This window comes from Acidisoma sp. 7E03 (assembly GCF_054665075.1).
Window position 1 is genome coordinate 105954 of record NZ_BAAFHE010000012.1, and the last position, 18907, is coordinate 124860.

The 18907-nt window shown below is 66.3% G+C and carries 21 protein-coding genes and 2 tRNA genes; 20 read left to right on the forward strand and 3 right to left on the reverse strand.

Going from position 1 to position 18907, the window contains the following annotated elements; all coding sequences use genetic code 11:
- The first annotated feature begins 60 nt into the window (after positions 1–60).
- The 8 genes from ACYQ6W_RS18215 (at position 61) to ACYQ6W_RS18250 (ending at position 6319) form a co-directional block, all read left to right on the forward strand.
- Entirely contained in the window at positions 61–465 is a 405-nt protein-coding gene (locus tag ACYQ6W_RS18215; RefSeq protein ID WP_459677296.1) for a ketosteroid isomerase-related protein, read from the forward strand.
- Positions 466–689: 224 nt separating this feature from the next.
- Positions 690–1124, forward strand: coding sequence for a succinate dehydrogenase, cytochrome b556 subunit (sdhC, locus tag ACYQ6W_RS18220; RefSeq protein ID WP_459677298.1), 435 nt, complete (start codon positions 690–692; stop codon positions 1122–1124).
- Positions 1125–1136: 12 nt separating this feature from the next.
- Complete coding sequence (gene sdhD / locus ACYQ6W_RS18225) at positions 1137–1538, forward strand: succinate dehydrogenase, hydrophobic membrane anchor protein (protein WP_459677300.1); 402 nt, start codon at positions 1137–1139, stop codon at positions 1536–1538.
- A 12-nt stretch (positions 1539–1550) separates the two neighbouring features.
- A complete protein-coding gene (gene sdhA, locus ACYQ6W_RS18230) occupies positions 1551–3362 on the forward strand; it encodes a succinate dehydrogenase flavoprotein subunit (protein WP_459677301.1) in 1812 nt (603 codons plus the stop codon).
- Between the two features lie 24 nt (positions 3363–3386).
- Positions 3387–4169 (forward strand): succinate dehydrogenase iron-sulfur subunit, encoded by a 783-nt coding sequence (locus tag ACYQ6W_RS18235; protein ID WP_459677303.1) that lies wholly within the window; start codon positions 3387–3389, stop codon positions 4167–4169.
- A 25-nt stretch (positions 4170–4194) separates the two neighbouring features.
- Positions 4195–4857 carry a tyrosine-protein phosphatase gene (locus ACYQ6W_RS18240; protein WP_459677305.1) on the forward strand — a complete coding sequence of 221 codons (663 nt, stop codon included), beginning with the start codon at positions 4195–4197 and terminating at the stop codon, positions 4855–4857.
- 66 nt (positions 4858–4923) lie between these two features.
- On the forward strand, positions 4924–5850 hold the full coding sequence (locus tag ACYQ6W_RS18245) for a cation diffusion facilitator family transporter (RefSeq protein WP_459677306.1): 927 nt from the start codon (positions 4924–4926) through the stop codon (positions 5848–5850).
- A 220-nt stretch (positions 5851–6070) separates the two neighbouring features.
- Positions 6071–6319, forward strand: a complete 249-nt coding sequence (locus ACYQ6W_RS18250) for a YMGG-like glycine zipper-containing protein (RefSeq protein ID WP_459677308.1) — start codon at positions 6071–6073, stop codon at positions 6317–6319.
- Between the two features lie 50 nt (positions 6320–6369).
- On the opposite strand, the gene ACYQ6W_RS18255 is transcribed toward ACYQ6W_RS18250, so the two are convergent.
- Complete coding sequence (locus ACYQ6W_RS18255; protein WP_459677309.1) at positions 6370–6606, reverse strand: hypothetical protein; 237 nt, start codon at positions 6604–6606, stop codon at positions 6370–6372.
- 192 nt (positions 6607–6798) lie between these two features.
- On the opposite strand from ACYQ6W_RS18255, the gene ACYQ6W_RS18260 reads away from it, so the two are divergent.
- The 5 genes from ACYQ6W_RS18260 to ACYQ6W_RS18280 all read left to right on the forward strand — a co-directional run bounded on the left by ACYQ6W_RS18260 (position 6799) and on the right by ACYQ6W_RS18280 (position 10308).
- Entirely contained in the window at positions 6799–7230 is a 432-nt protein-coding gene (locus ACYQ6W_RS18260) for a hypothetical protein (RefSeq protein ID WP_459677311.1), read from the forward strand.
- Between the two features lie 89 nt (positions 7231–7319).
- Positions 7320–7967 (forward strand): S24 family peptidase, encoded by a 648-nt coding sequence (locus ACYQ6W_RS18265; protein WP_459677313.1) that lies wholly within the window; start codon positions 7320–7322, stop codon positions 7965–7967.
- A gap of 102 nt (positions 7968–8069) precedes the next feature.
- Positions 8070–8735: a leucyl/phenylalanyl-tRNA--protein transferase gene (gene aat, locus ACYQ6W_RS18270; protein ID WP_459677346.1), complete on the forward strand. Its 666-nt coding sequence runs from the start codon at positions 8070–8072 to the stop codon at positions 8733–8735.
- Positions 8732–9397: a hypothetical protein gene (locus ACYQ6W_RS18275; RefSeq protein WP_459677315.1), complete on the forward strand. Its 666-nt coding sequence runs from the start codon at positions 8732–8734 to the stop codon at positions 9395–9397. Before aat ends, ACYQ6W_RS18275 begins: the two co-directional genes overlap by 4 nt.
- Positions 9394–10308: a protein-methionine-sulfoxide reductase heme-binding subunit MsrQ gene (locus ACYQ6W_RS18280; RefSeq protein ID WP_459677316.1), complete on the forward strand. Its 915-nt coding sequence runs from the start codon at positions 9394–9396 to the stop codon at positions 10306–10308. Before ACYQ6W_RS18275 ends, ACYQ6W_RS18280 begins: the two co-directional genes overlap by 4 nt.
- 54 nt (positions 10309–10362) lie before the next feature.
- Here ACYQ6W_RS18280 and ACYQ6W_RS18285 read toward each other — a convergent pair whose 3' ends face one another.
- Positions 10363–11397 carry an aspartate-semialdehyde dehydrogenase gene (locus ACYQ6W_RS18285; protein WP_459677318.1) on the reverse strand — a complete coding sequence of 345 codons (1035 nt, stop codon included), beginning with the start codon at positions 11395–11397 and terminating at the stop codon, positions 10363–10365.
- Positions 11398–11560: 163 nt separating this feature from the next.
- Between ACYQ6W_RS18285 and ACYQ6W_RS18290 the strand changes: the two genes are divergently transcribed.
- The 3 genes from ACYQ6W_RS18290 (at position 11561) to ACYQ6W_RS18300 (ending at position 14600) form a co-directional block, all read left to right on the forward strand.
- The gene (locus tag ACYQ6W_RS18290; RefSeq protein WP_459677320.1) at positions 11561–13093 is read left to right on the forward strand and encodes a YifB family Mg chelatase-like AAA ATPase; all 1533 of its coding nucleotides are present in this window, start codon (positions 11561–11563) and stop codon (positions 13091–13093) included.
- 79 nt (positions 13094–13172) lie between these two features.
- Complete coding sequence (locus ACYQ6W_RS18295) at positions 13173–14123, forward strand: glycosyltransferase family 9 protein (RefSeq protein WP_459677321.1); 951 nt, start codon at positions 13173–13175, stop codon at positions 14121–14123.
- Between the two features lie 6 nt (positions 14124–14129).
- On the forward strand, positions 14130–14600 hold the full coding sequence (locus tag ACYQ6W_RS18300) for an NUDIX hydrolase (protein WP_459677323.1): 471 nt from the start codon (positions 14130–14132) through the stop codon (positions 14598–14600).
- Between the two features lie 8 nt (positions 14601–14608).
- Here ACYQ6W_RS18300 and alaS read toward each other — a convergent pair whose 3' ends face one another.
- Positions 14609–17248, reverse strand: a complete 2640-nt coding sequence (alaS, locus tag ACYQ6W_RS18305) for an alanine--tRNA ligase (RefSeq protein ID WP_459677325.1) — start codon at positions 17246–17248, stop codon at positions 14609–14611.
- A 498-nt stretch (positions 17249–17746) separates the two neighbouring features.
- On the opposite strand from alaS, the gene ACYQ6W_RS18310 reads away from it, so the two are divergent.
- The 4 genes from ACYQ6W_RS18310 to ACYQ6W_RS18325 all read left to right on the forward strand — a co-directional run bounded on the left by ACYQ6W_RS18310 (position 17747) and on the right by ACYQ6W_RS18325 (position 18874).
- Positions 17747–18274 (forward strand): DUF192 domain-containing protein, encoded by a 528-nt coding sequence (locus ACYQ6W_RS18310; RefSeq protein WP_459677327.1) that lies wholly within the window; start codon positions 17747–17749, stop codon positions 18272–18274.
- Positions 18275–18324: 50 nt separating this feature from the next.
- Positions 18325–18401, forward strand: a tRNA-Pro gene (locus ACYQ6W_RS18315).
- A gap of 26 nt (positions 18402–18427) precedes the next feature.
- The gene (locus tag ACYQ6W_RS18320; protein WP_459677329.1) at positions 18428–18733 is read left to right on the forward strand and encodes an ETC complex I subunit; all 306 of its coding nucleotides are present in this window, start codon (positions 18428–18430) and stop codon (positions 18731–18733) included.
- A 64-nt stretch (positions 18734–18797) separates the two neighbouring features.
- Positions 18798–18874: transfer RNA gene (locus ACYQ6W_RS18325), tRNA-Arg, on the forward strand.
- Positions 18875–18907 lie beyond the last annotated feature (33 nt).

The window sequence follows — 18907 nt, forward strand, 5'->3', positions numbered from 1 at the left end:
TACGGCCCCCATGGCCCCGCGGCAAGGCGAGGACTGAACGGATCAGATGAGGGATCGGGGATGAGCGACGTGGTGGCGGTGATCGAGGCCTATTATGCGGCCTTCAACGCGGGGGATAAGGAGGCCTTCCTCGCGGTGCTGACGGAGGACGTGGTGCACGACATCAATCAGGGGGAGCGCCAGGTGGGTCGCGAAGCCTTCGGCCGCTTCGTCGACCACATGACGCGCTGCTATAAAGAGACGCTGACCGACATGGTGATCATGACCGGTAGCGTGCCGAACCGGGCCGCGGCCGAGTTCGTGGTGCACGGCACCTACCTCGCAACCGACGAGGGCCTGCCGGAAGCGCGCGGCCAGACCTACGTTCTGCCGGCGGGTGCCTTCTTCACCCTGCGCGACGGCAAGGTGGCCCGAATCAGCAACTACTACAATCTGCAGGACTGGCTGGCGCAGGTCGGCGCCTGAGCCGGAACTTCAATACGTCCCGGCCTGCCGGTTGGATGCGTGCAACCCCGCGCAAAGCGGGGTGGCAGCTCTGCCTTGCGGCATGCTGCACCTGCGTTGACCCAGCAGGCAGCCGCGACTACAGAAGACGCCAGAGAATTCCGGCCTCCGGCGCCGTCATCGCGGAACTTTTGTGCCCGCGCACGCGGTTTGGTCGCCATATAACACTTTAAGTGGAACCGCTTATGCCAGATGTGCGCGACGCATTAATTATCGGCAAGCGTAGCGACGGTTCGCTCGTTCGTCGCCCTCTCTCCCCGCATCTTCAGGTCTACAAGCCGCAGGTGAGTTCGGTCACCTCCATCATGAACCGCGCGACGGGCATCGCCCTGACCGTGGGTCTTCTTCTGATGGTGTGGTGGCTCGTCGCCGCGGCGACGGGGCCGAAGGCCTTCGCGGCAGCGCAGAGCTTCATCGGCTCGCCCATCGGGCTCATCCTGATGTTCGGCTGGACGCTGGCCCTCTGGTACCACTTCTTTGGCGGCATCCGCCATCTTCTCTGGGACATCGGCTGGGGCTTCGAGATCCAGACCTCGCATCGCACCGCGATGATCGTCGTCGCCGCCACGGTAGTGATGACGGTCATCAGCTGGATCGTCGGCCTCGCCGTCTGGCTCTGAGGATCGGAAACCATGGCACAGAACGACAAGCTCACCGTCACCATGCGGCAGTCCGCGCTCGGCCGGGCGCGGGGCCTCGGCGCCGCCAAATCGGGCCTGCACCACTGGTGGGCGGAGCGTGTGACCGCGGTCGCCCTCATCCCGCTCACGCTCTGGTTCGTCTTCTCGGTCCTGTCTCTCGCGGGCCATCCTCAGGCGGCGATCGCGCATTGGGTGGGGCAGCCGCTCGTCGCCGTGCTGTTGCTCGCCTTCATCATCGCCTCCTTCCACCATGCCCAACTCGGCATGCAGATGGTGCTCGAGGATTACCTGCATGATGAGGGCCAGCGGCTGATCTGGATGATGGTGATGAAGGCCATCATCTGGCTGCTCGGCCTCGCCGCGGTTCTTTCCGTTCTGAAACTTGCGATCTGAAGGGGCGCTCCGATGAACGCCATCTCGAAGCCGACCCTCGGCGCCTACACCGTCATCGACCATACCTATGACGTTGTCGTCGTCGGCGCCGGCGGCGCCGGCCTGCGCGCGACGCTCGGCATGGGAGCGACGGGCCTCAAGACCGCCTGCATCACCAAGGTTTTCCCGACGCGCAGTCACACCGTGGCGGCGCAGGGCGGCATCGGCGCCGCTCTCGGCAACATGGGTGAGGACGACTGGCGCTGGCACATGTACGACACCGTGAAGGGGTCGGACTGGCTGGGTGACCAGGACGCGATCGAATACATGTGCCGGAACGCCATTCCGGCGATTTACGAGCTCGAACACTTCGGCGTGCCCTTCAGCCGCACGGAAGACGGCAAGATCTACCAGCGGCCCTTCGGCGGCCACATGCAGGATTACGGCAAGCGCCCGGCGATGCGCGCTTGCGCCGCGGCCGACCGCACCGGCCATGCCATCCTGCACACGCTCTATCAGCAGAGCCTGAAGCACGACGTCGAGTTCTTCGTCGAATATTTCGCGCTCGACCTTATCATGGACGAAGAAGGTGCCTGCCGGGGCGTGACCGCCTGGTGCCTCGACGACGGCACGATCCATCGCTTCCGCGCCCAGACGGTTGTGCTGGCGACGGGCGGCTACGGCCGCGCCTATCAGAGCTGCACCTCCGCCCACACCTGCACCGGTGACGGCAACGGCATGGTCATCCGCGCCGGCCTACCCATGCAGGATATGGAGTTCGTCCAGTTCCACCCCACCGGCATCTTCGGCGCGGGTTGCCTCATCACCGAAGGGGCGCGCGGCGAGGGCGGCTACCTCACCAATTCCGAAGGCGAGCGCTTCATGGAGCGCTACGCGCCGACGGCGAAGGACCTTGCCTCGCGCGACGTCGTCTCCCGCTCGATGACGATCGAGATCAACGAAGGCCGCGGCGTGGGCCCGAACAAGGACCACATCCTGCTGCATCTCGAGCATCTCGGTGCCGAGATCCTGCACCAGCGCCTGCCCGGCATTTCCGAGACGGCGAAGGTCTTCGCAGGTGTCGACGTGACGAAGGAGCCGATCCCGGTTCTGCCGACGGTGCACTACAACATGGGCGGCATTCCGACGAACTATCACGGCGAAGTGCTGCGGCCGACGCCCGAGAATCCCGATGCGACGGTGCCCGGGCTCATGGCGGTCGGCGAATGCGCCAGCGTCTCCGTGCATGGGGCGAACCGCCTCGGCACCAACTCGCTGCTCGATCTCGTGGTCTTCGGCCGCGCCGCGGCGCACCGTGCGGCGGAGACGCTGCAGGCGGGTGCGACCCAGGCGCCGCTGCCGGCCCGCGCCGGCGAAGCGTCTCTCGACCGCTTCGATGCCGCCCGCCATGCGAGCGGCCAGACCCGCGTCTCGGAGCTGCGGGTTCAGCTGCAGCGCGCGATGCAGAGCCATGCGGCGGTGTTCCGCAACTCCGAGAGCCTCAAGCAGGGCGTCGAGAAGATCCAGAAGATCTGGGGCGGCATGGGCGACATGGCCGTCTCCGACCGCAGCCTGATCTGGAACTCGGATCTGGTGGAGGCGCTGGAACTGCAGAACCTGATGGGTGCGGCGATGACCACGATGGTCGGCGCCGAAGCCCGCAAGGAAAGCCGTGGCGCCCAGGCGCATGACGATTACCCGGAGCGCGACGATCACAACTGGATGAAGCACACGCTGGCCTGGTGCGACGACAAGGGCGCCGTGCGGCTCGACTATCGTCCGGTGAAAATGCAGACCCTGACGAACGAAGTCTCGGTCTTCCCGCCTCAGAAGCGCGTCTACTAAGTCGCGCGGATCGGAGCCTGTCCCATGGCCGAATTTACGCTTCCCAAGAACAGCAAGGTCGTCGAAGGGCGCCGCTTCCCGGCGCCTGCCGGCGCCAAGCGCGTCCGCGAATTCCGCATCTACCGCTGGAACCCGGACGACGAGAAGAATCCCCACGTCGATATCTACGAAATCGATCTCGACGCCTGCGGGCCGATGGTTCTCGACGCGCTGATCAAGATCAAGAATGAGATCGACAGCACGCTGACCTTCCGCCGCTCCTGCCGCGAAGGCATTTGCGGCTCCTGCGCCATGAACATCGACGGGACGAATACGCTCGCCTGCCTCAAGCCGATCGAGGACGTCAAAGGCGCGGTGAAGGTGAACCCGCTGCCGCACATGGCGGTGGTGAAGGACCTGGTGCCCGACCTGACCCAGGCCTATGCGCAGTACCGCTCGATCGAGCCCTGGCTGCAGGCCGAGACGCCTCCGCCGCCGGATGGCGAGCGTCTGCAGAGCGTCGAAGAGCGTGCGAAGCTCGACGGCATGTGGGAGTGCATTCTGTGCTTCTGCTGCACCACGAGCTGCCCGAGCTACTGGTGGAACGGGGACCGCTATCTGGGGCCGGCCGTGCTTCTCGCCGCTTATCGCTGGATCGCCGACAGCCGCGACGAGCGGAAGGGCGAGCGGCTGGATGCCCTGGAAGATCCCTTCAAGCTCTACCGGTGCCACACCATCATGAATTGCGCCGAGACCTGCCCGAAGGGCCTGAACCCGGCGAAGGCCATCGGCGAGATCAAGAAGCTGATGGTGCAGCGCCAGGGCTGACTCGGCAGTCGGGCGGTAGCGCCGCATGTTCAAGGGTGATCTCGCGACGACCGGCGGCCGCATGGCCGCCTGGTCCGATTCGCTCTTCGTCGATCATTCGGTCTTCCGCCTCGTCTGGTCGAACTGGGCGGAGGTCGCGCCCGGTCGTCTGTATCGCTGCAACCATCCGACGGCTTGGCGCATCGCCGCGGCTCAGCGCCGCCTCGGCATCAAGACCGTGATCAATCTGCGCGGCCACCGGGCCTGCGGGTCCGATGCACTGTCGCGGGAAGCTGCGGCGAAGCTCGGGCTCAAGCATATCGACATGGCCTTCGAGAGCCGGGGTGCCCCGCATCGGGACCGTATCCTGCGGTTCTATGACATCTGCCAGACCCTGGTCGAACCGGCGCTGATGCACTGTAAGTCGGGGGCGGATCGCACCGGCCTCGCCGCCGGGCTTTTTCTCATCTTCAACGGTGGCACCAGCCGGGACGCTCTGAACCAGCTCTCCTGGCGTTTCGGCCATTGGAGCCGCTCCCGCACCGGTATCCTCGACGCCTTCTTCCTCCGCTATGCGGCCGAGGCCGAGGGGCGCATCCCCTTCCTCGACTGGGTGCGCGACGACTATGATGAAGTTGCCTTGAAGAAGGACTTCGTCGCGGGCGGATTGTCGTCCTTCGTGGTTGATCGCGTGTTGCGGCGCGAATAAACCCGGACGTCAGGCGGTGGCCGAAGCCGCCTCTGCCGCACACGGGCTGCAGGATCTGCCGGACGCATGGATAATTACCCGCTTAGCAATCTCGCGGCCGGCCTCCGGCCCCCGGCGCTGCGTCTCGCGGCAGGGAGCATCATTGTCGGCCTCCTCGTCCTGGCTCTGAAAGGGGCGGCCTGGTGGCTCACCGGAAGTGCCGCGCTCTATTCCGACGCGCTGGAGACGGTGGTGAACGTGGTGACCGCCATCGTCGCCTTCTGGACGCTCAAGATTGCCGCCCGCCCCGCCGATCACGATCATCCCTATGGCCATGACAAGGCGGAACTCTTCTCGGCTGTGGTCGAAGGTGTGTTGATCCTGGTGGCCGCCACCTCCATCCTGCATCACGTCTGGCTCAATCTTCATGCCGGCACCCATCTCGACATGCCGCTGGTCGGCATGGGGGTGAACTTCGTGGCGACGGTGATCAACGGGGTCTGGGCGGCCCTCCTGCTGCGGCAGGGCGAAAAGCGCCGGTCACCGGCCCTCATCGCCGACGCCAAGCATCTCGGGACGGACGTCATCACCTCGGCAGGCATCCTGGTCGGGCTCCTGCTGGTGGTCGCGACCGGCATTCTCTGGCTCGATTCGGCGCTAGCCGCACTCACCGCCGTCTACATCCTCTGGGCGGGCCTGCGGATGCTGATGCAGTCGGTCAGCGGCTTGATGGACGCGGCGCCGGATTCGGAAACCCTAGTGCGGATCCGGCGTACGGTGAGCGAACATGCAGAGGGCGCGCTGGAAGCGCATGATCTCCGCACCCGCCAGGCCGGGCGGCTGACCTTCCTGCAATTTCACCTGGTCGTGCCGGGCAGCATGACCGTGGAACAGGCCCATGACATTTGCGACCGCATCGAAGCGGCGCTGAAGGCGGAGATGGAAGGGCTCGTCGTCACCATCCATGTGGAGCCCGAGCGGAAGGCGAAACACAGTGGCGTGATCGTTCTTTGATTAGGGCGAAAAATCTGGGGTTCCGCCACAATCCGATAGCCATCGCCACGATGCCACCACGAAGCGGCAAAGATCCCGCCCCCAGCATTTCCTAACTCTTTCTCCAGATCGGCGGCTCCTCATTGCCCATCGGCAATGTGATCTGGGCCGCAGATGCCGAAACCGTGCGTTTCCCCATGTGGACGCCCGTGGAGACGGTTCGATTTTTGGAGAAAGAGCCATGACCAAAAAACTTCTGACCCTGGCGGCCTTCGGCGGCTTGACCCTGCTCGGTGCCTGCACGGATCCCTATGACCCCGGCCAGCGTGCGCTGGGGGGCGCCGCCATCGGTGCCGGTTCGGGCGCCCTGATCGGTGCCGCGGCGGGCGGCGGCCACGGTGCGGCGATCGGCGCTCTGGTCGGCGGCGCCGGTGGTGCAGCCATCGGCGCGGCGACGACGCCGCAGCGGCCCTACTACTACGGCTACTAAGCGAGACCACCCGAAAGGGGCGGGCATTGGGCCCGCCCCCTTCTTCCACGTCAGACTTGTACTTCGGCGAGCGCCGGGCGCCCCTGACGGGAAGCCACGGCAGCGAGGCGCGCGCCATCCGGCGCCGAAATCATCATCATATCCCCAGGCGAGAGCATGTCGGCGGCGTCCGCAAAGAAGTCGCGGCCGGCGACGCGATCGAGCGGATCGTCCCCAGCCCGATAGTGCCAAAGGGTGAAGCCATTGGCGTAAGCGAGCACGCAGAGATTGCGGAGCGCAAAGGGCATGGCGTTTCTGATCCTCCCTATAAGGAATAGATTCCTTTGGTTTTTCTTATTTTAGGATATGATACCTAGAGACCGCAGTGGCCAGTCGAGTCGGTCCAGCGCTTCCCGCCAGATACGCCAATCGGCGCGCTCCATCGGGTCAGCGCGATCCGGGGCCCGGCCCCGATGCGCCCAGAGCCGGAGGATGCGCACATGGTGCAGATCGATTCGCCGACGACGGTACAGGGTATCGAGGCATTTGACGACCTCGCGGGGGTCGCAGATCGCCTCTTCCGGCGCCCGCCGCATACCATCCGCATCCTCGGACAGGCGGCGGATCGTCCAGACAACGCATGCTTCTGCATCGCGAAACGGCCGACCGCGACGGCGTGGGCCGCGATCACTGGCCGGGGTCAAATGGGCTGGGGCTTGGCCCGGTTGCGGGCACCGCGGCATGTGAGGCGGCAGCGGCAGGGGACGCCGAGCCCGCACGGGGAGTGTGGCTTGCTGTATCTGCATCGTGAGGAGGTCCGTTTCTTGGGGTCGCGAAGGACGCCAACCGTCTCTGCGGATTGGGCCCGGATCGACCCGATCCATCGAAACGATGGGGATATTCGTTTCGATATAGATTCAATTAAAACTTGAACCCGGTCTTTGCAACCAAAAAATAGGGAAAGATTCTTATCATTGGTCGCAAAAACCTCCCCCCTGGCTCCCAACCCCATAGGATAGCGATGCGGCACGAAGACATCTGGCGCGCGATCGACACGCTGGCAGCAGAACGGGGGCTCACCGCCTCCGGCCTCGCCCGCAGGGCAGGGCTCAATGCCACGACCTTCAACCAATCCAAGCGGCTGACACCGGATGGTCGAGCGCGATGGCCCAGCACCGAAAGCGTCTCCAAGGTGCTGGGGGCGACGGACGCGACGCTCGAAGAATTTGCGAGCCTGGTGCGCGGCGCCCGCGCCCTGCCGGCGAGCGGCGCGCGGCCCGCGATCCGCCGTTTGCCGATGATTTCCCTGCATCAGGCAACCTTGCCCGGTTTCTTCGACGAGGCGGGCAACCCCTCGGGCAAGGAATGGGACGAGGCGGGCCTGCCGGAAGTTTCGGACCCCCATGCTTATGCCCTGGAAGTGGGAGGGGACACGCTGGAGCCCGTCTACCGCGACGGTGACCTGCTCATCGTCTCGCCGCTCGCGCCGATCCGCCGGGGTGACCGGGTGGTGTTGCGGGACCGCAAGGGGCGCGTCATGGTCCGGCAGGTGGTGCGCCGTTCGCCCCGGGCCGTGGATGTTCGGTCGCTCAACCCGGCGCGCGCCGATATAAAGCTCGAAACGGAGGCGGTCGCGTGGATGCATCGGATCGTCTGGGCCAGCCAGTAGGGCTGATGCCGCGCGGCGTCCCCTCACGCGGCCGGCCTGTATCCGACAGGTGATGGGGCGGAGACCGATTTACCGGAGCAGGAACGAGCCCACATGCGTCGCATGAAGCGCCAGCAGATGGACATCACCCCCGATCTCCTTCTCCGCGCCTATCGCGTCGGGCTCTTCCCGATGGCGGAGGCGCGGGATGATCATCGTCTCTACTGGCTCGACCCCGAACAAAGGGGCGTGCTTCCGCTCAATGGCTTCCACTTGCCGCGCCGGCTGCGCCGCACTGTGCTCGCTGACCGCTACAGGGTGACGACGGATCTCGCCTTTCCCACCGTCGTCGCCGCCTGCGCCGCTCCGGCGCCGCAACGGACCGAGACCTGGATCAACACGATGATCGAGGCGCTCTTCACCGACCTTCACGAGATGGGCCACGCCCATAGCGTCGAATGCTGGGAAGGGGAGGAGATGGTGGGGGGACTCTACGGGTTGGCCATCGGCGGCGCCTTCTTCGGCGAGAGCATGTTCTCCCGCGCGCGGGACGCGTCGAAAGTCGCCCTCGTCCATCTCGTGGCGCGGCTTCGCCTTGGCGGCTTCACGCTGCTCGACACCCAATTCGTCACTCAGCATCTCGCCCAGTTCGGCACGCGGGAGGTCCCGCGCGATCTTTACCGCAGCCTGCTGGCGGAGGCCGTGGACGTGCCGGCCGCCTGGCCGGATAGACTGGAAGGTAACGCCCTCAGGCGCGCCATCGAAGAGATGGACGAGGAGAGAGAATGACGATCACCCGCTACCGCCGCCCGTTCCTGCGCCGGCTCGGCCTCTTGGCCCTCTGCTTGGCTGCAGCCGGCAGTCGCTCTGCCGCGGCGCAGGGCTATCCCCACATCTGGCCGGAACGCCCCGTGACGGTGACCTATGATTTCCAGAGCACGGCGACTGGCCCGATGCCGCTGCGGCTGACCGCCGATCCGATGCTGCAGGTTCTGCGCCTCGATTTCGGCAGTGCGGGAGATTACCTGCTGCTCGACCGCGGGCAGGAGCAGGTGCGCCTGGTTTCGCCGCAGAAGGGCATGGTCTTCGTGGTCGCCTCCCAGGGCTTCCTGCATCGCGATCTGGGGCCGGGGTCGAACCTCGCCTTCGAGCCTGAAGGGCGCAGGATGATCGCCGGCTGGCCCTGCACCGAGTGGAAGGTCACCGGGCCTGACGGCGTGGGCGATGCCTGCGTCACCAGGGACGGCGTGATTCTGGAAGGGCAGGGCCACGGCACCAAGCCCGACGCTCAGGGGCAGGTGCAGGCCGGACGCCTCATCGCCACGCAGATCAGTGACGCCGCCGTCTCTCCTGCCGTCTTTGCGCCGCCGCCGGGCCTGCAGGAAGTCACCCTTCCGCTGGCCCTGTTCCGCGCCATGGTGCCTGGTCTTTCAGGATTGCCCGCCCCATGACCCAAAGCTCCGCCGCCTCTTCTGCACCCGCCCGGCCGCAGTCCGGGACAGCCCCGTGGTTCACGGCACCATGGCGGGATCGCGCCGGTCGCGTCTCCCGCTTCAAGATGGTGGTGCTGGCCGGCTGTCTGCTTCCGGCCGTGTACATGACCGGACAGTGGTGTCTCGGCAGCTTCACCTCCCGCCCGCTCAACCAAGCAATGCTGATGACGGGTATTTGGGCGGTGTGGTTCCTGCTCCTGTCGCTCGCGGTCAGCCCGGCACGATCGATCTTCGGTCTCTCCAAGCTTATTCAGGTCCGCCGCATGCTCGGCTTGGCCGCGGCCGCCTACACCATTGCTCATCTCGTCTTCTATGTGCTGATGGAAGGCGTGAACCTGCCCTTCGTGGTGAGCGAGATCATTCACCGCTTCTATCTGACGATCGGTTTCATCGCCGTCCTCGGCTTCGTTGCCCTGGCTGTGACCTCGACCGACGCCAGCATCCGCCGCCTTGGCGGCCGACGGTGGAAATGGCTGCACCGGCTGGTCTACCCGATCGCCGTGCTCTCGCTCTGGCACTTCTTCCTGACGCAGAAGATCGACGTCACCCTCGCCATTCTGCCGACCGGGCTCTTTCTCTGGCTGATGCTGTGGCGTGGTTTGCCCGCGGCGGCAGAGCGTCAGCTGGTCAGTTTGCTGGTTCTCGCGCTTGCAGCGGGCGCGGCCACGATGGCCGTCGAATACGCCTGGTATGCACTGGCGACCTTCGTGCCGGCTGACCGCGTGCTTGCCGCCAATTGGCACATCGGCCCGCGGGGTCCGCGCCCTTCATTCTGGGTGACGCTCGATGGCCTGGCGGTGTTCCTGGCGGCGCTGACCTGGCGCCTCGTGCCGGGCCATGACAAGGCCGCCGTCTGGCTCACCCGATAGATAAAAAAAACCCGCCTTGCGGCGGGTTTTTGCCGGGGATGACCGCGTCTTCGTTCAGGCGGCGGCCTGCTGGCCGATCAGCTTCTGGGCGATCAGCGCCTCGGCGATCTGCACGGCGTTGAGGGCCGCGCCCTTTCGGAGATTGTCCGACACGCACCAGAAGGCGAGGCCGTTCTCCACCGTCGGGTCCTTGCGGATGCGGCTGACGAAGACGTCGTCCTCACCCGCAATCTCGGCGGGCGTTGCGTAGCCGCCGTCTTCCCGCACGTCGAGCACAGTCACGCCCGGCGCGTCGCGCAGCGCGGCCCGCGCCTCGCCCGCCGTGACCGGCTTCTCGAACTCGACATGCACGGCTTCGGCATGGCCGATGAAGACCGGCACGCGCACGCAGGTGGCAAAGACGTTGATGGCGGGGTCGAGGATCTTCTTCGTCTCCACCGTCATCTTCCACTCTTCCTTGGTGGAACCGTCATCCATGAAGACGTCGATGTGCGGGATGGCATTGAAGGCGATGTTCTTGGTGAACTGCTGCGGCGTGACCGGATCGTTCACATAGAGGGCGCGGCTGTTGTTGAACAGCTCGTCCATGCCTTCCTTGCCGGCGCCGGAGACAGACTGATAGGTCGCGACCGACACCCGCTTGACGACGAACTCGTCGTGCAGCGGCTTGAGCGCCACCACCATCTGGATGGTGGAGCAATTCGGATTGGCGATGATGCCCTTCTTGCGGAAGCCGGCGAGCGCCTGGGGGTTCACTTCCGGCACCACCAGTGGCACGTCGGGGTCCATCCGGAAATGGCTGGTATTGTCGATCACTACGCAGCCGGCAGCGGCGGCGCGGGGGGCGTGGATCGCCGAGACCGAGGCGCCGGGGCTGAACAAGGCGATGTCCCAGCCGTGGAAATCGAACTTGTCGAGGTTCTGGGTCTTGAGGACGCGCTTCTCGCCGAAGGAAATCTCGGTGCCGGCGGAACGGCCGGAGGCCACGGCGGCAATGTCGCTAATCGGAAAATCCCGCTCGGCCAGCGTTTTCAGGATTTCGCGTCCCACCGCACCGGTGGCACCGACGACTGCGACCCGATAGCCCATATCCTTGCTCCTGTTCCGCTCCCGTGTATCGGGATGGTCGATCCGGTTAGCGAGTCCATCCTGTCTCCACAAGCGGAGCCTCCGCCGGGCAGCGTCCCGATCGGCGATGGACACTGGAGGCTCCAGGTGATTAATGTTTTGATAACGATATGATGAGGCGCCTATGGGGGTGGTCCGGGTCCAGAGCTTCGCCTTCTCCGGCATCACCGCCGTCCCGGTGGAGGTGCAGGCACAGGCGGCCAGCGGCTTGCCGGCTTTCCTCGTCGTGGGCCTGCCGGACAAGGCGGTGGCCGAGGCGCGGGAGCGGGTGCGCGCCGCCCTCTCCGCTATGGGCCTGGCGCTGCCGCCCAAGCGGCTGCTGATCAATCTGGCGCCGGCTGACTTGCTGAAGGAGGGCAGCCATTTCGATCTGCCGATGGCACTCGCCGTGCTGGGAACCATGGACATTCTGCCGCCCGAGGAACTAGCCGGCTTCGCGGCGCTGGGCGAACTCTCCCTCGCCGGAGACGTGGTGCCGGTCGCGGGAATTCTGCCGGCCGCAATTTCGGCCTCCGAGCGCGAATGGGGGTTGATTTGTGCGGCCGCTCAAGGGCCGGAAGCCGCCTGGGCCGGCGGCCTGCGCATCCTGGCGGCCCCCGATCTGATCAGCCTCATTAACCATTTTCGTGGCACCCAGGTGCTGCCGCCGCCCGCGGTGGCGGGGCTGGCGGAGCCGCCGCCCGGGCCCGACCTCGCCCAGGTGAAAGGCATGGAACTGGCGCGCCGCGCGATGGAAATCGCCGCGGCTGGGGGGCATCACATGCTCATGCTGGGGCCGCCCGGTGCCGGGAAGTCGATGCTCGCCGCGCGCCTGCCGGGCTTGCTGCCCGATCTCTCCCCGATGGAGGCCCTGGAGGTCAGCATGGTCCATAGCGTCGCAGGCCAGCTGACCGACGGGCGGCTGCTGCGCCGCCCACCTTTCCGGGAACCGCATCATTCGGCGTCCCAGGCGGCACTCACGGGGGGCGGCCAGCGTGCCCGGCCCGGCGAGGTCAGCCTCGCCCATCGTGGGGTGCTCTTTCTCGATGAATTGCCGGAATTCCCGAGCCTGGCTCTGGAAGCTTTGCGCCAGCCGGTGGAATCCGGCCGCACCACGGTGGCGCGCGCCGCGGCGCACATCACCTACCCGGCGCGCTTCCAGCTGATTGCCGCGATGAACCCCTGCCGCTGCGGCTATTTCGGCAACGCCGCCCGCGAATGCGGCCGCGCGCCGCGCTGTGCCGAGACCTACCAGGGCAAGATTAGCGGTCCGCTGATGGACCGCATCGATCTGGTCGTCGAGGTCTATCCCATCTCGCCCGGGGAATTGTCACGCGCGCCGCCGGGGGAGCCGACGGCGGCCGTGGCCGCGCGGGTCGCGGCGGCGCGGGCCCGCCAGCGCGACCGGGCCGCCACCGAGACCGGCTGGCTGAACAGCGAGGTCGCGATCGACGACATCCAGCTCGAAGCCGAGGCCCGGCGCTACGCGGAGGCGGCGGCGGAAAAGCTCGGCCTCTCCGCGCGGGGCTTCACCCGCCTGCTGCGCGTCGCCCGGTCCATCGGCGATCTGGCCGGCGTTTCTGCTGTGCGACGGATGGATATCGCCGAGGCGCTGGCCTACCGCCACCGCCGGCCCGGCGCCCCGTCGCTCCGCCCGACCGAGAAGCGAATCGCCTGAGCGGACGGTCAGCGTTTCCTTGTGCGCCGGAATCGGCTAGCCCTGCCCCCGAAGCATGCGGAAGGCGAGGCAGTAGCGTATGGCCCGATCCAAGGACCCGAGGGGCGCGAAGAAGATCCTGGTGATCCGCCTCGGCGCCTTGGGTGACTTCATTCTCTCCTTCGGCCCCTTCGCCGCCATCCGTGCGGTGCATCCCGACGCGCACATCACCCTCCTGACGACCGCGCCCTTCGCACGGCTCGGCCGTCTCTCGCCCTGGTTCGACGCGGTGGAGATCGACCGGCGCGCGCCCTGGTGGGACATCCGCGGCTTGCTCGACATCCGGCGTAAACTGCGGGGCTTCGACTATGTTTACGATCTGCAGACCTCCGGCCGCTCCAGCCGCTATTTCCGTCTGGCCGGCAAGCCGGGATGGTCCGGCATCGCCGTCGGCTGCTCCCATCCCCATGCCAATCCCGAACGAGACAGCATGCATACCTGGGAGCGACAGCGGGACCAGCTCGCCATGGCGGGGATCACGCAGGTGCCGGTGGCCGAGACCGGTTGGCTTCTGGCCGCGGGCCATCCGCCCGAGGTACCGCAGCCTTATGCGCTGCTGGTGCCCGGTGCGTCTCCACACCGGCCGGCCAAGCGTTGGCCCACGGGCTATTACGGGCAGCTTGCGCGCCAGCTCATGAAGGAAGGCATCACCCCCGTCATCATCGGCACCGGGCCCGAGGGCGCCCTCGCCGCCACCATTCGGGAGCAGTGTGCCGAGGCCGTCGATCTCACCGGACAGACCGACCTTCCCGGTCTGGCCGCTCTCGCCGCCGGCGCGCGCTTCGCTGTCGGCAACGACACCGGCCCTATGCATCTCGCCGCAGCCATGGGCTGTTTCTGCGTGACGCTGTTTTCCTTCGCGAGCGATTTCAATCGGACCCAGCCGCGCGGCCCGGAAGGGCAGCGCTATGTCGTGCTGCGCGAGGACAATCTTGCCGAATTGCCGGTCGACGACGTGCTGGCCGCACTCGCGACGGCCGAACTGATCTGAGACACGATGGCACAATCGGAAATTCCGGCTGATCTTGCGGTCGCGGCACTGCCCTACCGGCTGGGCCGTCACGGGCTCGAAATCCTGCTGATCAGCAGTCGCGAGACGCGGGGCTGGGTGATTCCGATGGGCACGCCTTCGGAGGAGCGCCACCCCCATCGCACCGCCGAGATCGAGGCCTTTCACGCCGCAGGCGTAAAGGGTGCCATCTCACGTCGGGCGATTGGCGCTTACGCCTTGGCGCGCAGGCCTGCGGCCTCCGTTGAGGTCTACCCGCTGCTCGTCTCCAACGAGGCGGCGACCTGGCCTGAGAAGAATCAGCGCCGGCGTGTCTGGTTTCCAGGAAAGGAGGCGGCCGAGAAGGTGGAGGAAGCCGGCCTCGCTCAGCTCATTCGCGAATGGCAGGAGTCACGGATCGAATCCGGCCGCGGCATGGCGAAACAGGCAAGGGGCCGTGGCGGCAGCCGCCACGGCTGAGCCCTGCTTTAACCGGCAAGCTTCGCCCGCACGGCGGCCAGCGCATCCTCCGCGCGGGCGGCATCGGGTCCGCCTGCCTGGGCCAGATCGGGGCGGCCGCCGCCACCCTTGCCGCCGGCCGCTTCCGCCGCGGCCCGCACGAGATCGACCGCGCTGATACGCCCCGTTAGATCCGCCGAAACGCCGACGACGATGGAGAGCTTGCCTTCTGCCGTAGAGACGAGGGCGGTCACGCCGCTCTCGATCTGCTTGCCGATTGCCTCCGCCAGACCCTTCAGCTCACGCGGCGCGATCTCGCCCAGATTGCGCGCCGCGAGCTTCACCCCTGCCACCTCCTCAATTTCGGAGGCCGTGCCGCCGGTCGCGAGCTTCTTCTGCGCCTCACTCAGCTGGCGCTCCAGCCGGCGGCGATCCTCCACCAGTGCGCTGATGCGGGCGGGCAGCTCGGCCGCCGTCACCTTCAGCGCCGCGGCGGCTTCTTCGAGTAGTCGCTCGGTCTCGCGGAGGCTCTGGAAGGCGGCGTCGGCGGCCACCGCTTCGATGCGGCGCACCCCGGCCGAGACGCCGCTTTCCGAGACGAGGCGGAACAGGCCGATGTCACCCGTGCGCGCGACATGCGTGCCGCCGCAGAGTTCGATGGAATAGGCACGACGCTCTTCATCCCCATCGCCCATGGAGACGACGCGTACCTCGTCGCCGTATTTCTCGCCGAAGAGCGCCATGGCCCCTTCGGCCACCGCCGCATCCGGCGTCATCAGCCGGGTGGTGACGGCGGAGTTTTCGCGGATGCGGGCATTCACCTCGGCTTCGATGGCCGCGAGTTCCTCGGCCGTCACGGGCTTCGGGTGGCTCACGTCGAAGCGCAGCCGTTCCGGCGCGTTGAGGCTGCCCTTTTGCGTCACATGAGTGCCAAGATGGCGGCGCATTGCCTCATGCAGCAGATGCGTCGCCGAGTGGTGGGCGCGGATGGCGCTGCGGCGCGTGTGATCCACCTCGGCGCGGACGGCGAGGCCGGGGCGCGCGAGGCCGCTTTCAACGCGGCCATAATGCACGAAGAGATCGCCGAGCTTCTTCTGGGTGTCCGTGACGGTGATCACGAGACCATCGGGGCCGAGGATCTGTCCCTGGTCGCCCACCTGGCCGCCGCTCTCGGCATAGAAGGGTGTCTGGTTGAGAAGCACGGCTACGTCGGTGCCGGCCTGAGCGTTCTCCACTGGCGCACCATGGGCGACGACGGCGCGGATCTCGCCTTCGGCGCTTTCCGTCGCATAGCCCAGGAACTCGGTAGCGCCCACCTGCTCCTTGAGATCGAACCACACGCGGTCGGTCGCGGCATCGCCGGAGCCGGCCCAAGCGGCGCGCGCGCGGCGGCGCTGCTCGGCCATGGCCTCCTCAAACCCGCCGACATCGACGACGCGGCCCTTCTCCCGCAGCGCATCCTGCGTCAGATCCAGCGGGAAGCCGAAGGTATCGTAGAGGCGGAAGGCGACGTCGCCCGGCAGGGCCTGACCTTCGCCAAGCTTCTCGGTCTCCTCGCCGAGAAGATGCAGGCCGCGCTCGAGCAGCGAGCGGAAGCGCGTCTCTTCCAGGCGCAGGGTGTCGGTCATCAGCGTCTGCGCGCGGACGAGTTCGGGATAAGCTTGGCCCATCTGGCGCACCAGGGCGGGGACGAGGCGCGGCATCAGCGGCTCGGTCGCGCCCATCTGATAGGCGTGGCGCATGGCGCGGCGCATGATCCGGCGCAGCACGTAGCCGCGGCCTTCGTTGGAGGGCAGAACGCCATCGGCGATGAGGAAGCAGGTGGAGCGCAGATGGTCCGCGACGACGCGGTGGCTGGTCTTCTCCGGCCCGTCCGGGTCCCGCCCGGTCGCTTCCGCGCTCGCCAGGATCAGGGCGCGCAGCGTGTCGGTGTCGTAATTATCGTGCTTGCCCTGCAGGATAGCGGCGAAACGCTCCAGCCCCATGCCGGTATCGATGGAGGGGCGGGGCAGGTCCACGCGCGTGCCGGGCGGCCCCTCCTCATACTGCATGAAGACGAGGTTCCAGATTTCGATGAAACGGTCCCCATCCTCATCCGGGCTGCCGGGCGGGCCGCCCGGGATCGACGGGCCGTGGTCGTAGAAGATTTCGGAGCAGGGGCCGCAGGGGCCGGTATCGCCCATACGCCAGAAATTGTCCGAGGTTGCGATGCGGATGATACGCTCGTCCGGCAGGCCGGCGATCTTCCGCCAGAGGGCCGCCGCATCCTCGTCCTCATGATAGACGGTGACGAGCAGCTTCTCCGCCGCCAGCCCGAAATCCTTCGTCAGCAGGGTCCAGGCATGGGTGATCGCCTGTTCCTTGAAATAGTCGCCGAAAGAGAAATTCCCCAGCATTTCAAAGAACGTATGGTGGCGGGCAGTGTAGCCGACATTGTCCAGGTCGTTGTGCTTGCCGCCGGCGCGCACGCATTTCTGCGCCGTGGTGGCGCGGCTATAGGGGCGGCGCTCCTGCCCGGTGAAGACGTTCTTGAACTGCACCATGCCGCTGTTGGTGAACATCAGCGTGGGGTCGTTCCGCGGGACGAGGGGAGAGCTTTCGACGACGCTATGCCCGTTGCGGGCGAAGTAGTCGAGGAAGGTTGCGCGGATATCGTTGCTGCTGGCCATGGCGGGCACGGTTTCCGAAGGCGAGAGTAAGGAAATGAAAACCGGACCTAGCGCACCATCCGCTTGCTGTCACCTTGCCGCCGAGCACAGCGACGTGGCATGCAGAGCGTGCATTAGACAGACCAAAGCTATGCGACGAATTCGGAAAATGTCGAATCTTTAATTCGTAATTGTGGAATATTGTTCGTTAAGCGATGCTGCGCTGCAAAATTCTACTTGCAAGTCCGACCATTCGCCGCTACTTTGTGCATCGCAGCAACGGCGGTCCATGATCGTGTTGCTGCTTTCTTGGACGTTTCCTCCCTAAACTTGGCGGTGCTTCGGCACCGCCTTTTTTTTGCCTTTTGCGATATGGGCGGTGGCACCGCCTGCGCAAGCGGCAGCCGGGAGCGGGGCCAGCGCATGGGACCGGCGGCTCTTGACCCGGAGCGCCACCGGCAGGAAATGGCGCTGCGAAACCCGCGCGCTCGCCGCCCCAGGCCCAGGAGTTCTCACCGGATGCGCCTACGCACCATCATCATCGCCATCGTCACGCTGTTCATCCTCGCGGCGGTGCCGCTGCTGCTCGCGGAATGCACACCGGTTCGAGCGCAGAGCATCGATCCGACCGGGCCGCAGGCGACTCTGCCCAAGGCCCCCCTGGTCATCATCGACGATCAGGGCAAGGCGCATCACTTCCAGGTGGAACTGGCGACGACGCCGCAGGAGCAGGAAACCGGGCTGATGTTCCGCAAGTCCGTGCCCGCGGACGGTGGCATGCTCTTCGTCTTCCCTACCGTCCAGCCCGAGCCTTTCTGGATGAAGAACACCCTCGTCCCGCTCGACATGGTTTTTATCAATGCCGACGGCACGATCCGTGCCATCGCCGAAAACACGGTGCCCTTCAGCCTTGCGCCCGTCGACAGTGGCGGCCCGGTGAAGGCGGTGTTGGAGTTGCAGGGCGGGCTGACGGCCAAGGAAAACATCTCGGTGGGCGACCAGGTGCAGGCCGCGGCCTTCGGAAACCTGAAAACGGGGAGCAACTGAGTGCGGACGGGCTGGCATATTGCGCCGGCCTAGCTATACATCACCTCGGACGGGGCGTGGCGCAGCCTGGTAGCGCGCGTGTTTTGGGTACACGAGGCCGCCGGTTCGAGTCCGGCCGCCCCGACCAGCCGAATGAACGGGCAGGAGGTTTCCATGCGGGTGCGTATTTATCAGCGGCCGAAATCCGCCATGCAGTCCGGCCACGGAACCCTGCACAACTGGGTGCTCGAGTGGCAGCGGCAGGAGGCCCAGCAGCCTGACTCGATGATGGGCTGGATCGGCGGCGCCGAGACGCAGACCCAGGTGACGCTGTTCTTCCCGACGCGGGAGGAGGCGATCGCCTATGCCGACCGCAACGGCTGCGTCTACGACGTCGAGATCGCCCGCGAGCGGGTGGTGAAGCCCAAGGCCTATGCGGATAATTTCCGTACCGACCGGCCCGAGAACTGGACCCACTGAGGCGTCGCCCTACGGGCGACGGATGGCCAGGCTCCGTCCGCTTCGGTATAAGGGATTGCCCCGCGCGCCCTTAGCTCAGCTGGATAGAGCAACTGCCTTCTAAGCAGTAGGTCGCTGGTTCGAATCCAGCAGGGCGCGCCAAGCGGCGGAGACCCGAAGGCCCTGCTCAGAAAG